The sequence below is a fragment of the Vibrio sp. QJM3NY_26 genome, assembly GCF_057786005.1.
This window is the reverse complement of sequence record NZ_CM173515.1, coordinates 3,054,992-3,069,075: the sequence shown is the minus strand read 5'-3', so window position 1 is coordinate 3,069,075 and position 14,084 is coordinate 3,054,992. Positions and strand designations below refer to the sequence as shown.

At 44.8% G+C, this 14,084-nt stretch carries 13 protein-coding genes and 1 riboswitch; of the genes, 8 read left to right on the top strand and 5 right to left on the bottom strand.

Going from position 1 to position 14,084, the window contains the following annotated elements; genetic code table 11:
* Window positions 1–77 precede the first annotated feature (77 nt).
* From zrgA to AC3CH4_RS13615, 3 genes are all read right to left on the bottom strand, one after another.
* Entirely contained in the window at window positions 78–755 is a 678-nt protein-coding gene (gene zrgA, locus AC3CH4_RS13625; protein WP_488543055.1) for a zinc uptake protein ZrgA, read from the bottom strand.
* A 41-nt stretch (window positions 756–796) separates the two neighbouring features.
* Window positions 797–1,087 carry a DUF2607 family protein gene (locus AC3CH4_RS13620; RefSeq protein WP_108209466.1) on the bottom strand — a complete coding sequence of 97 codons (291 nt, stop codon included), beginning with the start codon at window positions 1,085–1,087 and terminating at the stop codon, window positions 797–799.
* 90 nt (window positions 1,088–1,177) lie between these two features.
* On the bottom strand, window positions 1,178–1,729 hold the full coding sequence (locus tag AC3CH4_RS13615; protein ID WP_017078800.1) for a YtfJ family protein: 552 nt from the start codon (window positions 1,727–1,729) through the stop codon (window positions 1,178–1,180).
* A 252-nt stretch (window positions 1,730–1,981) separates the two neighbouring features.
* On the opposite strand from AC3CH4_RS13615, the gene AC3CH4_RS13610 reads away from it, so the two are divergent.
* Window positions 1,982–2,182, top strand: a complete 201-nt coding sequence (locus AC3CH4_RS13610; protein WP_004735283.1) for a DUF1107 family protein — start codon at window positions 1,982–1,984, stop codon at window positions 2,180–2,182.
* Between the two features lie 110 nt (window positions 2,183–2,292).
* Here AC3CH4_RS13610 and msrA read toward each other — a convergent pair whose 3' ends face one another.
* On the bottom strand, window positions 2,293–2,922 hold the full coding sequence (gene msrA / locus AC3CH4_RS13605) for a peptide-methionine (S)-S-oxide reductase MsrA (protein ID WP_428786407.1): 630 nt from the start codon (window positions 2,920–2,922) through the stop codon (window positions 2,293–2,295).
* 212 nt (window positions 2,923–3,134) lie between these two features.
* Here msrA and tamA point away from each other — a divergent pair, with 212 nt between their 5' ends.
* From tamA to AC3CH4_RS13585, 4 genes are all read left to right on the top strand, one after another.
* Complete coding sequence (gene tamA, locus AC3CH4_RS13600; RefSeq protein WP_146456674.1) at window positions 3,135–4,847, top strand: autotransporter assembly complex protein TamA; 1,713 nt, start codon at window positions 3,135–3,137, stop codon at window positions 4,845–4,847.
* Window positions 4,844–8,602, top strand: a complete 3,759-nt coding sequence (tamB, locus tag AC3CH4_RS13595; RefSeq protein WP_171317062.1) for an autotransporter assembly complex protein TamB — start codon at window positions 4,844–4,846, stop codon at window positions 8,600–8,602. The genes tamA and tamB overlap by 4 nt, the downstream gene beginning before the upstream one ends.
* A 49-nt stretch (window positions 8,603–8,651) precedes the next feature.
* Entirely contained in the window at window positions 8,652–9,008 is a 357-nt protein-coding gene (locus AC3CH4_RS13590) for a gamma-glutamylcyclotransferase family protein (RefSeq protein WP_488543054.1), read from the top strand.
* A gap of 81 nt (window positions 9,009–9,089) precedes the next feature.
* Complete coding sequence (locus AC3CH4_RS13585) at window positions 9,090–9,446, top strand: DUF2799 domain-containing protein (protein ID WP_488543053.1); 357 nt, start codon at window positions 9,090–9,092, stop codon at window positions 9,444–9,446.
* Window positions 9,447–9,523: 77 nt separating this feature from the next.
* Here the strand turns inward: AC3CH4_RS13585 and fbp are convergent, their stop codons facing one another.
* Window positions 9,524–10,534, bottom strand: a complete 1,011-nt coding sequence (fbp, locus tag AC3CH4_RS13580; RefSeq protein WP_192889470.1) for a class 1 fructose-bisphosphatase — start codon at window positions 10,532–10,534, stop codon at window positions 9,524–9,526.
* Window positions 10,535–10,804: 270 nt separating this feature from the next.
* Here fbp and mpl point away from each other — a divergent pair, with 270 nt between their 5' ends.
* The 3 genes from mpl (at window position 10,805) to thiB (ending at window position 14,033) form a co-directional block, all read left to right on the top strand.
* Window positions 10,805–12,163 carry a UDP-N-acetylmuramate:L-alanyl-gamma-D-glutamyl-meso-diaminopimelate ligase gene (gene mpl, locus AC3CH4_RS13575; protein ID WP_428785982.1) on the top strand — a complete coding sequence of 453 codons (1,359 nt, stop codon included), beginning with the start codon at window positions 10,805–10,807 and terminating at the stop codon, window positions 12,161–12,163.
* 37 nt (window positions 12,164–12,200) lie between these two features.
* Window positions 12,201–12,824 (top strand): flavin prenyltransferase UbiX, encoded by a 624-nt coding sequence (locus tag AC3CH4_RS13570; RefSeq protein WP_016787846.1) that lies wholly within the window; start codon window positions 12,201–12,203, stop codon window positions 12,822–12,824.
* A gap of 43 nt (window positions 12,825–12,867) precedes the next feature.
* Window positions 12,868–12,987: riboswitch (TPP riboswitch) on the top strand.
* 53 nt (window positions 12,988–13,040) lie between these two features.
* A complete protein-coding gene (gene thiB / locus AC3CH4_RS13565) occupies window positions 13,041–14,033 on the top strand; it encodes a thiamine ABC transporter substrate binding subunit (RefSeq protein ID WP_114634038.1) in 993 nt (330 codons plus the stop codon).
* Window positions 14,034–14,084: the final 51 nt, after the last annotated feature.

The following is a 14,084-nucleotide window of genomic DNA, read 5'->3' as shown; positions in this document are numbered from 1 at the left end:
AGCACACCGATTTGTACAGCCAAGTAAGTGAATACTTACTTGGCTGCTTATCTACGTTTAATTCAATCTAATACTGATTAGAATCGAAAACTAATACGATCTGCGTTAAGCACTTCTTGAATTTGAGCGCTGTCAGTTAGCAGGTTTACCGTCATTGATTTTGTGTTGCTGAACTTAGAGAACCATTGAGTGCTCACCGTATCTAGCTTCGCAATGTCTGAACATTGGTAGTGATACTCAACCGTGAATTCACCGTGGCCACCTTCTGAATGGTCATGGCCTTCGTGGCCTTCGTGGTCGTCATGATCGTGTTCCGCGTGGTCATGGTCTTTGTGGTCGTCATGATCGTGCTCAGCGTGGTCATGACCTTCGTGGTCGCCATGTTCGCCTTCCGCGTGGTCATGGCCTTCATGGCCTTCATGGTCATCATGATCGTCTTCTAGGGTGTTCGTCACTGACTTGAACTTCAAAATACAGCTTGCATTGTTGAAACCAAATAGATCTTCTGGCTTGTTCAGTTGCGCAATCGCTTGTTCAAACACTTTCTTTTGCTCGGCAGTTTCTGGAGCATGTTCAAAGCCAACCACATCAGCGCCGGGAGCTGTCACTTCAACAAGTAGCTCTTGTCCATCTTGAGCGATGTTCACTTCAACTTTACCGTGCACGTGTGCTTCGTGAGAGCGGAATTCTTCGTTAGCTAGAACATTAGTAGAGACAGTCATGCCGATAACAACGGCTAAAATAGTAGGTTTCATGTTTTTTTCCTGAATAAAGGTTAATTAAAAAGTAGTGGTAATTAAGCAATCTTTACAGGAGGTGAACGTGCTAAATAGGCAAAATACAGGCGCTGTAACGAAATGACTGACTCTGTGATAGCGACAGTAAATTCCGAATGGAACTCTGGGATCTGTGGAAGTGAGTGCCCTGTAATGAACTGATTTATCGAAAATAGCTCACAATGGTGTGAAGTGTGGTGTTCTGGTGAGATATCTACGATGTGTGTCGCGGCTAACACGCTTAACATGAGCATCAGCCCAAGCAAGAAGCCTGTTTTGCGTTTCACATTGTTAGGTGTGTTTTGCCACATGAGTATGATTAACCACAGAATTAAAAAAGGATACTGTTATAATATAACAATATCCTTTGGTCAGGTCTCGAAAAAGACGCGAATATCTTATTAAAGGCTCGCTTTAATCAACTCAATGACTTGAGTGACTTCTGATTCGTTTAATGCCCCTTCTTTAACAAACAAGATTTTACCTTGCTTGTCTTGAACGATAATCGCAGAGCTTTCTTCTTTTAAAGCCCATGATGACGCTACCGTGCCGTCTTCATCTAGCACCATAGAAGACCATGGAAATTCTTCTTTGCTACTTTCTGCTGACGATTTAACAAAAGACCCAGTACCCCAAATCGCATCATCTTGGTTGATGATGGTCGTGGTTTGGTAGCTGTCTTCTGAGAATTTCGATGCTGTAATTGCTGCCATCAGTGGTGCGTTGAGCTCTTTCGAGCTGCTACGGCCTGCAATAGCTTGAACGACGCGAACTTTACCTAGAAGATCATTGGTTGCCCAAGCTTGATATCCGGTATTTCCGTCGTTTAGTACGATTTCACCATAGTTGCTAACATCGACAGCAGGTAGAGTTGTACCTACAGATAGGTTGTGAGCATTGGCGAAGAGTGGAGAGGCTGCGGCTAAAAAAGCCAGTAGAGTTTTGTTTTTCATTATATTTTTGTTCCGCTTATTGGTTTGCTCTGGAAGTATAATATGAAATTTGAAAAATGCCTCTTTAACTTTTTTATCGTACGACGTAGAAATAAGTTGCAGGGTTGTTACCAAAAGGTATAATGCATCAATATCGAGATGAACAATAGATTATCTTGCTGTTTGCTAAAGGAATTAGCGATTGAATGTGCTTTGAATACGTTGGTGTTCAGGTACGTGACTGTAGTACTCAAATGGAATTGAGGTTGTATTATGTTAAGAAAATTTTCTACTTATCGTCCACATCAAGTGGCACGTTTCGTTAAAGTCCTATTCAAAGGCCAGTTTGCTATTGAGGGTATTGGAGAGTTTCGCTTCGACCAAGGCAAAGTGCTTCTTCCTGAAGTTTCAGACAAACAAAAGCTCACTATTTTTAAAGAAGTTAACGGCACCATTGCTGCGCTGCCGGTGTAACTGACGGTTATAGCTTTGCATTGCGTAAAATAGATTTCCAATGAAAAAGGGCTTCCTAGCGGAAGCCCTTTTTTAATGGATGTTGTTCTAGTTTGTATGCCTAACACACATTATTGCGGAGGGAAGCACACACCCGTACCGCCTAACCCACAGTAACCGTTAGGATTTTTGGCTAGGTATTGTTGGTGGTAGGTTTCTGCGAAAAAATATTTTCCAGCAGGCAGAACTTCCGTCGTGATCTCGTTGCCTAATGATTCAGTCATTGCTCGTTGATATTCACGTTTAGAGTGCTCGGCGACGGCTTGTTGCTGTTCGCTGAATGTGTATATCGCGGAACGGTACTGAGTCCCTAAGTCGTTGCCTTGGCGCATACCTTGGGTTGGGTTATGGCGCTCCCAAAAGGTCTCAAGTATTCGAGCTAAAGATGTTTGTTCGCTATCAAAAATGACACGAACGACTTCGGTATGACCGGTTTGTCCGCTGCATACCTGCTCATAAGTGGGATTGACTGTGTATCCACCAGCGTAGCCAACGGATGTGGAAATAACACCATCAAGTTGCCAAAACAAACGCTCAGCTCCCCAAAAGCATCCCATACCAAGTAGGACTTCTTGTTGGGAACCCATAGGAGCATCGAGCAAGTCAGTTTGATTGACAAAATGGCGCTCAGTGATTCGGATTGGGTCTGCATTTCCCGGTAATGCGGTTGCTTCGGAAACCAGTTGTTGTTTGTTTAGCATGTTATATTCCTTTTCGCATACGTTTACCGCTTAAGTTAACATTAGATCCAGGTTTATATTAACTCTAGGTTCATATTGACGGTTGGTTAATATTGATTAAGTCTTTAAATTAGACCGTGTTATTACCAGATTTGTTACAGACTCAATGCCTTTTTAGCGGTATTATTTCTTTTCACTTATTAACGTATTGATAACTTCTTCACCAATTAAGCATGATAAGAAAAACTTTACCAGTTCTGATTGGCACTCTATTGTCATCGACGCTCGCTTTCGCTGATGTTTCCCTTGAAATTAAAGGGCTTAATGGAGCGCTTGAGGATAATGTTGATGCTTATCTGAGTGCGATTCCTGAAGAAGAGTACTCGGTTTCATTAAGGTTCCAATCTCGCTTGGAGTCTATGATAAAAGAAGCCCTGAATGCGTTAGGTTACTACCACCCTAAGATCACATTTTCTCACTCCCAAGATGATACCGAAATGACCGTTACGGTTGAGCCGGGAGAGCCTGTTGTTATTTATACTTCAGATATTGTTCTGACTGGTGAAGCCAAAGATGATCCTGACTTTTTGGCTTTGATAGCTAGGAGTAAGCTGTCTAAAGGTTCGATTCTGAATCATGGCAATTATGATTCTTTGAAATCATCGATCCGCAACCTTGGATTAGCGAAAGGCTACTTCGATGGGGCGTATGATCTTAGCAAGCTAGAAGTCGCCCCCGAATTAAACCGTGCTTATGTCCGCCTTCATTATAACAGTGGCATCCGCTATCACTTTGGCACAACCACTGTGACGGGCAGTCAAATTGAAGATGACAAAGTGCAATCTCTCAAGCCGTTTGAAGATGGCGAACCTTACTCAATTACCAAAGTCGGCGAGTACAACCAAAACTTGTCGAATACAGATTGGTTCTCCTCGGTATTTGTTGAGCCAGATTTAAGTCAGTTAGGCGAAGGCCGAGAAATCCCGATGAAGGTTAGCCTTGCTCCGCAAGCGCGTAACCAAATCGAAACAGGTATCGGTGTATCAACAGACTTGGGCGTGAAAGGCACTCTCAAATGGAAAAAACCTTGGGTTAACGAGAAAGGTCATAGCTTCAATAGTAGCTTGTCGATCTCCAAGCCCGAGCAGACGATTACCGCGGCTTATAAAATCCCATTGGATGACGTGCTTAATGACTACTATCAAATTAAGTATGGTATGAAGAACTTGGATAACCGAGATACCAAAAGTTTGGAGTCAAACCTCGCCTTAGAAAGGTACTGGCGCCTAGATAACGGCTGGCAACGCACGGTGTTCATTCGATACTTGGTCGAAAACTATGAACAAGGTTTACAAGATGACTTGGCACAGTTTGTTTTGCCGGGTTTCTCTTTCTCACGAACTCGAACGCGAGGTGGTTCGATGCCGATGTGGGGCGATAAACAAACCATTATGTTTGAAGCGGCCGATGATACCTTGTTATCCGAAACTAAGGTTGTTCGTTTTCAAGGCCAAACCGCTTGGATTCGAAGCATTGGCGATAACCACCGAGGCCTAACTCGGCTTCAATTTGGCGGTAACTTTGCCGACGAGTTTGAGAAGCTGTCTCCTTCCCTAAGATTCTTTGCCGGTGGTGATAACAGCATTCGTGGTTACGGTTATGAGTCGATCTCTCCTCGCGATAAAAGTGGTGCATTAACGGGTGCGAAATTCATGGCAACCAGCTCGTTTGAATACCAATACCGCTTGGTTGGAAACTGGTGGGGCGCAGCATTCTACGATATTGGTGATGCATTTAATGACAAACCAGAGTGGAAGCACGGCACCGGTGTTGGGGTGCGTTGGGCGTCCCCCGTTGGTCCAGTGAGTCTAGATTTTGCTTGGGGCCTAGATGCAGCAAAAGGTGATGAGTTCCAGTTACACTTTAGTTTAGGGCCAGAATTATGATCAAAGTGATGGGCAAATTCATCAAGTGGACGTCGATCTCATTGACGTCTATTTTGCTGTTGTTGATAGCCCTGCTCGGTTTTGTTTTGTTCACTAACCCGGGGTTGAACACTGTGCTGTGGGGCGCTGAAAAAGCATTACCACAACTTAAAGTGGAAAGTACTAAAGGAGCCCTGTTCCCAAGCTTTACGCTTAATAAGGTTCAGTTTAAAGATGACAGCCTGCATATCGACACCAAGGTTCAAAAGCTGAACTTGGCTATTAACCCTCGTTGTTTGCTTGATCCTAAGCTGTGTGTTGATCGTTTAGCGATTCAAGGGTTGGACTTCGCATTTACTGAACTGCCTCCACCCTCTACAGAAGAAGTAGAACCGACTCCGCCCCTAACATCAGTGAAAACACCATTACCAATAGTGATCAATCGCATCGCTTTATCTGATATCAAACTGAATATCTTGGGTCATGAAATCGAATGGGGTTTGTTCTCAACCGCTCTGAGCATGCAGGGTGAAACGCTGACGGTTTCGCCAACCTTGTTCAATGACCTAAAAATTAAGCTTGCTGAATCGACAGAAGAACCGCAAACAGAAATTGTAGAACCAGAGGCTGCCACTAAAACGGCTATCGAGTTACCTGAAGTCTTAATTCCTTTGCAGGTTGTACTTGAGCGTTTTGACCTAAACCGTTTCACCTTAGAACAAGAAGCGCCAATTATTGTCAACCACCTTGGCCTTGAAGCTACGGCGGGTAAGCACACGGTAGATGTTTCCACTCTAGAGCTTGATATGCCCCAAGCAAGTGCGAATTTAGCGACGAAGGTTGAGCTCAAGGGGGGATATCCGCTAGAACTTTCTTTGGATGCGTTAGTGAAAGAAACCGACCTTGCTGGTCAGAAATTATCACTAAAAGCACAAGGAAGCGTGGCTAAGCTGCACTTAGATTCTCAGTTTTCTGAGCTGATTGAGGCAAAGCTATCTGGGGATATTCAACCCTTAGAGCCTACTCTACCATTTGACCTTCTTTTAGAGGGCGGACAAGCGCAGTGGCCTCTTACCGGAAAAAGCGATTACCAAGCGACAATTGAGCAATTCAAAGCTAATGGCTCACTAGATGGTTTCAATGTTCTACTTAAAGGTGAGGCCGATGGTAAGGAAATCCCTGAGTTAGCCATCGATCTGCAGGGTAAAGGCACGACGGAACAGATTGAGTTCGAGCGTCTAAAGCTGAATACATTAGGTGGTGAGTTGAATGGTGTGGTCAAAGCTAACTGGAAGAGTCTCGTTAACTGGCAAGCTGATGTAACACTTAAAGACATTCAGCCGGGCCTGCAATGGCCAGAAGCCGAGGGTAACATTAGCGGAAGCATCGTCACCTCGGGTGAGTTGACGGAAGCGGGCGGTTGGGCGATTGAATTGCCTAAACTGGATATTGAAGGGATCTTGCGAGAGTACCCTCTGGATATCGAAGGTCAGTTGTCAGCGTCGGATCGCAGCGCGAGCGGTGAACCAAAGCTGAAAACCAGCGGTTTGAGCTTGGCTCATGGTGTTAACTCGATTAAGGCACAGGGGCAACTTGATAAGCAATGGGACATGGGCGTTGAGATCTTCTTCCCTGAGCTTGCAAAAAGTAGTCCTGAGCTGAAAGGTAGAGTGATCGGTAGCATCCAACTTAGCGGCCCAACGAAAGAGCCTGAAGTTGATCTCGCTTTAAATGTTGATAAGGTCGATTGGAATAACGAAGCAACACTAGAATCCTTGTCGCTTAATGGCTCTGTGATCCCTCTTCCATTACCTGAGGCTCAAGCCGATCTTGTACTCAAAGCTAAGAACTTAACCTATCAAGATCAAAGCGTGGAAAGCATTGATCTCACGGTCAGTGGTGGCGAGAAGAAACACACAGTGACACTTGATGTGATATCCGACATCGTGTCGACAAGTTTGGCCATCTCTGGTGAGTTGATTCAAAAGCCTTCTATTATTTGGGATGGGTCGTTAGACCGCGTCAAAATAACCACTCAGCAAGGCCCTTGGGTATTAGATCAACCTGTCGCGATAAAGGCGGATGTCGATAAACAGTTTGCCGATGTTCAAGCGCACTGTTGGAAACAATCTGGTTCGAGTGTGTGTTTGGACGAAGACGTTCGTGTCGGAAAATCGGGTGAGGCCAAGGTGGCCATCAATCAATTTGATTTCGAGCAGATTAAAGCCTTTGTGCCAAAAGAGACGCAATTACAGGGCTTAGTCAATGCGACTGCCCATGCTAAGTGGTCTGAACAAGGTGAGCCGGAGGTTACGGTAAGCGTTGATATGCCGAAAGGTCAGGTTGTTCAACAAGTTGGCGAGCCAATCACACTGGGTTGGGAAAGTATTGCATTGAATGCCCAGCTGAAAGATAACAAACTGGATGCCGATTTTAAGTTGGATGTGTCTGATAATGGTGACCTGTCTGGTACGGTGTCGTTACCGGATATTCTTGCCGAAGACAAAATGGTCGATGCCGCAATTAAGCTGACTACGTTCCACCTCGATTTCTTGCAACCAATCCTAGGTGAGTACAGCCTATTGAAAGCCGACCTTGAGAGTGATCTTCAAGTTAAAGGATCTTTGATGCACCCTCAAGTTTTTGGTCAGTTCTCGGTTGATGGTATTCAAGTCAAAGGCGACGTTACGCCTGTTGATGTGAAAGATGGCCGCATCGACCTCGATTTTGATGGTTATAGTGCAAAACTGGATGCGAATGTAGAAACGCCTGACGGTCATCTTGATATTGAGGGAACCGGGGATTGGCAAGATCTTAAAGCATGGCACTCTAACGTTAGAGTTTTTGCCGATGAGTTGATGGTTGATATCCCGCCGATGGTCAAGGTTAAGGTCGTACCTGATATGACTATTGATGTCACGCCCGAGCTGGCAAAAATTACGGGTGACATAGCACTACCATGGGGACGAATTGTGGTAGAAGACTTACCACCGTCAGCGGTTGGTGTGTCTTCCGATCAGGTTATATTGAACAAAGATCTTGAGCCTGAAAGTGAAGATACGATCCCATTCAATGTGATGACCAATATTAATATCTCCATTGGTGATGACTTTAAATTGTCTGCCTTCGGTCTTGAAGGCGACTTGGTTGGTAAGCTCAATGTAGCTCAAAAAGACCAAGGCCCATTCATCACTGGTGAAGTGAATATCGTCGATGGTACTTACCAATCATTCGGGCAAGACCTCTTGATCGAAGAGGGTAAAATTCTAATGAATGGTCCACCGGATCAGCCATATGTAGCCATCAACGCGATTCGTAATCCTGACAATACTCAGGACGATGTGACCGCCGGCATTCGAGTGACGGGCCCAGCGACTGAGCCGACCATCGAGATTTACTCTGATCCAGCGATGCCGCAAGCCAATGCGCTGTCTTATATTTTGCGTGGCCAAGATATTGATGGCGAGTCGAGCGGTTCGATGACAACAACCTTGATCGGTTTGAGTTTGGCGAAGAGTGGTAAGGTTGTTGGCGAAATCGGTGAAGCCTTTGGTGTACAAGATTTACAACTGGATACAGCAGGCTCTGGGGATGACTCACAAGTAACGGTAAGTGGCTACATTCTGCCTGGTTTACAGGTGAAGTATGGTGTGGGTATCTTTAACTCGTTAGGCGAGTTTACCGTTCGTTATCGATTGATGCAGGATCTCTACGTTGAGGCTGTATCGGGTCTAGACAGTGCTGTGGATCTTCTCTATCAGTTTGAATTCGAGTAACACTTTAAGCGGTGATTGATTAGCGGATGACGAATGCTAGGGAGTGAGCATGCAGCACCTCGTTTTTGTTTATGGAACATTGAGAAAAGACCAATCGAACCACCACTATTTAAAACCGTGTGAGTGTTTAGGAAGGTTTGACACACCTGAGGAATACGCACTTTTTGATTTAGTTGCGTATCCGGCGATGATTTTCGGAAAGAAAAGTGTCGCTGGCGAGGTCTATATCATTAACGACGAAATTTTGGAGTCGCTCGATCGGCTAGAAGATGTTCCTGTTGAGTATCGTCGCGAGCAAATAGAGACTATATTTGGATTAGCATGGGTATATTTGTATCAGCTTGATCTAACAGCTAATAAAGAAATACTTTCGGGTGACTGGTGTAAGCGGGACAACCCGCTATAGTGAATGAACTACTGGAAGCATTCTGACGTAATAGCTAAAAGTCTCAATGTACGAGCTAGTCTTTTCCATCAGGAGGAAATTATGAAATATATATTATTGGTGCTATCAGTAATGCTATTTGGTTGTGCGCAAACCCCGCCACCCACATCAATGAACACGACCGATTGGCAGAGCTTTGGTGAGGAAATGGCACTCAAAGGAAAAACAAAGCAGAGTGAAATGAGCTTGGCTGAAGCTGCCTCATCACCATCGATTGATGCAAATTTGTATGCAGCATACGGCCAAGGTTATGAAGTGGGTAAAACTCAGTATTGTTCTCAGAACCCAAGAGCGCTAGGGCGCCGTGGTGAGACTTACCTTGGAATTTGCGATGATATTGATAAATGGTTCCGCTTTAATTATGAAAGAGGCGCTGAATCGAAATTTGATGTTCGATAATTCAATGAATAAACAAAAAGCCAGCATGTGAATGCTGGCTTTTTTAATGGTGTTATTTTGAGAAATAAACGAGAGGATTAGTCTTGGTTAAGTTCAAGAAACTCTTCTACTTTGCGAACCATGTCTGTTGAGCCAACAAAGAAAGGTACACGTTGGTGTAACTCTGTTGGTTTGATATCCATGATACGTTGAGCACCGTCTGAAGCGATACCACCCGCTTGTTCCATAAGGAAAGCAATTGGGTTGCACTCGTAAAGCAAACGCAGTTTACCTTGAGGGTGGCTTTGTGTGCTTGGGTATAAGTAGATGCCGCCTTTCAGCAGGTTACGGTGGAAATCTGATACTAGAGAACCAATGTAACGAGAAGTGTAAGGGCGGTTATCACTTGGCTCATCTTCTTGGCAGTACTTGATGTACTTTTTAACACCCGTAGGGAAGCGGAAGTAGTTACCTTCGTTGATCGAGTAGATCTTACCTTCATCAGGGATCATCATGTTTTCATGAGATAGACAGAAGGTACCCAGTGATGGGTCGTAGGTGAAACCATTGACGCCAGCGCCTGTTGTGTAAACAAGCATGGTTGAAGAACCGTAAATTACGTAACCAGCTGCGACTTGTTTGTGTCCAGGTTGTAGGAAATCTTCTTGTGTTGGTGGGGTACCAATCGGTGACACTCGGCGGTAGATAGAGAAAATCGTACCAACCGATACATTCACATCGATGTTTGAAGAACCATCAAGTGGATCCATCAGAACAACGTATTTTGCGTTTTTGTTGAGCTCTTTATTGAAGGCAACAGCTTCGTCTTCTTCTTCACTTGCAACGCCACAAACTTGGTCACGAGCTTCTAGAGCCGCTTTAAATTTGTCGTTCGCGTAAAGGTCTAGCTTTTGTTGCTCTTCACCTTGAACGTTGTCTGTACCAACAGCGCCAGTAATGTCGACAAGACCTGCTTTGTTGATTTCACGGTTAACAATTTTTGCAGCAAGACGAATTGATGACAAAAGGGATGATAGATCACCACTTGCATGGGGGAAATCATTTTGTTTTGCAACAATGAACTCACCAAGGGTGCGCATCTCAGACATGTTATTTCCTTAAACTTCTCTCAATATTAGGGGGGATTTGAGCACTGTAGATTAGGCCTCTTGAGTGGGCTTTATTCATCTAGACGCTTACCTAAATTCTAAAGGTTAGATCTTTTTAATGGTAATGAACTAAGCGACACAGATCTCACTTACTATGTCGACTAAATTTGTTTTGCATTGCTGCTCGCTTTTAATCGCCATTTAATGATAATGAGTGCAAGTAGTTTGATTTAGACATGGCTCATTTAGCCAAGCGTTTGGAAGCAATATATGCATATTCACATCTTAGGAATTTGTGGCACCTTCATGGGTGGTGCCGCGGTATTGGCTCGTCAATTAGGTCACAAGGTTACGGGTAGTGACGCGAATGTTTATCCTCCAATGAGCACCTTGTTGGAGTCTCAGGGGATTGAGATTATTGAAGGGTTCGACCCTAGTCAATTAGAGCCAAGGCCTGATCTCGTGGTTATCGGTAATGCCATGAGCCGTGGTAACCCGTGTGTTGAGTATGTATTGGATAATAACCTTAGATACACATCAGGCCCGCAATGGTTGCAAGAATTTCTACTGCATGACCGTTGGGTTCTTGCGGTCTCGGGAACGCATGGCAAGACTACTACATCAAGCATGTTGGCTTGGATCTTGGAAGACTGTGGCTATGCACCGGGCTTCTTAGTTGGCGGTGTGTTGGGTAACTTTGGTATATCTGCTCGCCTTGGTGAAAGCATGTTCTTCGTGGTTGAAGCCGACGAATACGACAGTGCTTTTTTCGATAAACGATCTAAGTTCGTTCATTACCACCCAAGAACCTTGGTCATGAATAATCTTGAGTTCGATCATGCGGATATCTTTGATGATCTTGAAGCGATCAAGCGACAGTTTCATCATTTGGTTCGCACTGTGCCAAGTAATGGTCGTATTTTCTCACCGAAGCAAGATACGGCTATTGAAGATGTTCTATCTCGTGGGTGTTGGAGTGAGACTGAATCGAGCGGTGAACTTGGCGATTGGGATGCCAAGAAACTGGTTAAAGATGGCTCCAAATTTGAGGTCTATTTCCAAGACGAATGTGTTGGGACCGTAGACTGGGATTTGGTTGGCGATCATAACGTAAGTAATGCCTTGATGGCGATTGCGGCGGCAAGACATGTCGGTGTGACACCCGACTTAGGATGTGAATCACTGGCGACTTTCATTAATACCAAGCGTCGCTTAGAGTTTAAAGGCGAAGTGGCAGGTGTTTCTGTCTATGACGATTTTGCTCATCATCCTACAGCGATTGAACTTACTCTGGGTGGCTTACGTAATAAGGTCGATACGAAAAAAATCATTGCCGTTTTAGAGCCTCGTTCTGCCACCATGAAGCGTGGTGTGCATAAAGAAACCTTGGCTGATTCGCTCAAACAGGCGGATTCTACCTACTTATTCCAACCAGATAACATTGATTGGTCTGTACAAGATGTTGCCGATGCGTGCCATCAACCCGCACATGTAAGTGATGACATGGATACATTCGTTGCTAGAATTGTCTCAGAGGCACAAGCGGGCGACCAAATCTTGGTAATGAGCAATGGTGGCTTTGGTGGTATTCACCAGAAACTGTTGGATGCGTTGGCACTCAAAGGCTAACTGATCCACGACCTTATATTTTGAAGTAATTGAGAACATGACAAAACACGATAAAGCTATAACCCTCGCTTTCACTGGCGCATCAGGTGCACCTTATGGCCTGCGTTTACTTGAATGCCTTTTGGCGGCGGATTATCAGGTCTATTTACTGATATCGTCGGCTGCGCGAGTGGTGTTGGCGACCGAGCATGAACTTAAGTTACCTGCAGGACCTGATGCAGCGAAACAAGCTTTGGTTAAACACCTTGGGTGTGACCCCGAAAAGCTGGTGGTGTGTGGCAAAGATGATTGGTTCTCACCGGTTGCCTCTGGCTCTGCAGCGCCGAAGCAGATGGTCGTTTGTCCATGTTCAGCGGGAAGCTTGGCTTCAATTGCTCATGGCTTATCGGATAATCTGATTGAGCGTGCTGCAGATGTGGTCATGAAAGAACGAGGCCAGCTGTTGTTGGTGGTTCGTGAGACGCCATTCTCGACGCTGCACTTAGAGAACATGCATAAGCTATCGACTATGGGCGTGACGATCATGCCTGCCGCTCCGGGTTTTTATCATCAACCTAAGTCGATTGAAGATCTGGTCGATTTTATGGTGGCGCGCATTTTGGATCATCTTGGCATCGAGCAAGGTTTAGTGCCACGTTGGGGTTACGATCAACGTAATTGATCCAAACTTGATAGCTTATTGTTAAAATTCGAATTACAATTCTGAACACTCATCGGGGAGCAAACCATTCAAATAATGAATGCGAGCTGAGATCAAGCAAGTGCTTGGGACCCGTAAACCTGAACCAGATAATGCTGGCGTAGGAATTGAGTTAGGAACAACTTCTACCGTTCTCCTCCCTCAAACCTGTGCCGCTCAGACCATGGAGAGCGTCCAGTGAAATTTACATTAACAACTCTTGCTGTTACTACAGCCATCTCTTTTTCTGCCTTTGCTGCAGACAATACCCTAACGGTTTATACCTATGACTCTTTTGCTGCGGATTGGGGCCCTCGTCCTGCCGTTGAAAAAGCATTTGAAGAAAAGTGTGGCTGCGATGTGAACTTTGTCGCGCTAGAAGATGGCGTATCGATTCTGAACCGCTTGCGTCTTGAAGGTGGTAACAGCAAAGCTGATATCGTGTTAGGCCTAGATAACAATCTGATGGCTGAAGCGAAAGCGACGGGCTTATTGGCTGAGCACAATGTTGATACGTCTTCAGTGACACTTCCTAACGGCTGGGACGACAGCACCTTTGTTCCTTATGATTTTGGTTACTTTGCGTTTATCTATAACAAAGAGAAACTAGCAAACCCACCTAAGAGCTTGAAAGAACTGGTTGAGCAGCGTGACGACCTTAAGGTTATCTACCAAGACCCACGTACATCAACGCCGGGTCAAGGCATGATGCTATGGATGAAGTCGGTATACGGTGATGAAGCGACGGCAGCTTGGAAGAAACTTGCTCAGAAGACGGTTACGGTTACTAAAGGTTGGTCTGAAGCTTACTCTATGTTCTTAAATGGGGAGTCGGACTTAGTCTTGTCTTACACAACATCTCCTGCTTACCACATCATTGCAGAAAGTGATTCTAAGTATGCAGCTGCAAGCTTTGAAGAAGGTCATTACACTCAAGTGGAAGTGGCAGCGAAAGTTAAAGGCAGCAAAAATGAAAAACTGGCCGATGAGTTTATGGCGTTTATCTTAAGTGATGAATTCCAATCGGCGATGCCAACGGGCAACTGGATGTACCCAGTGACGGATATCGAGCTACCAAAAGGGTTCGAGCAGTTAACAGTACCGCAGAAAGCTCTGAGTTTTACGCCTGAAGAAATCGCTGCTAAGCGTAAGCCATGGATTCGTGAATGGCAGAGTGCACTTACTTTTTAAAGGATTAGCCTTCTAGCTTAATTTTCTAAAGATGAGTTTCCTAAAGCTCAG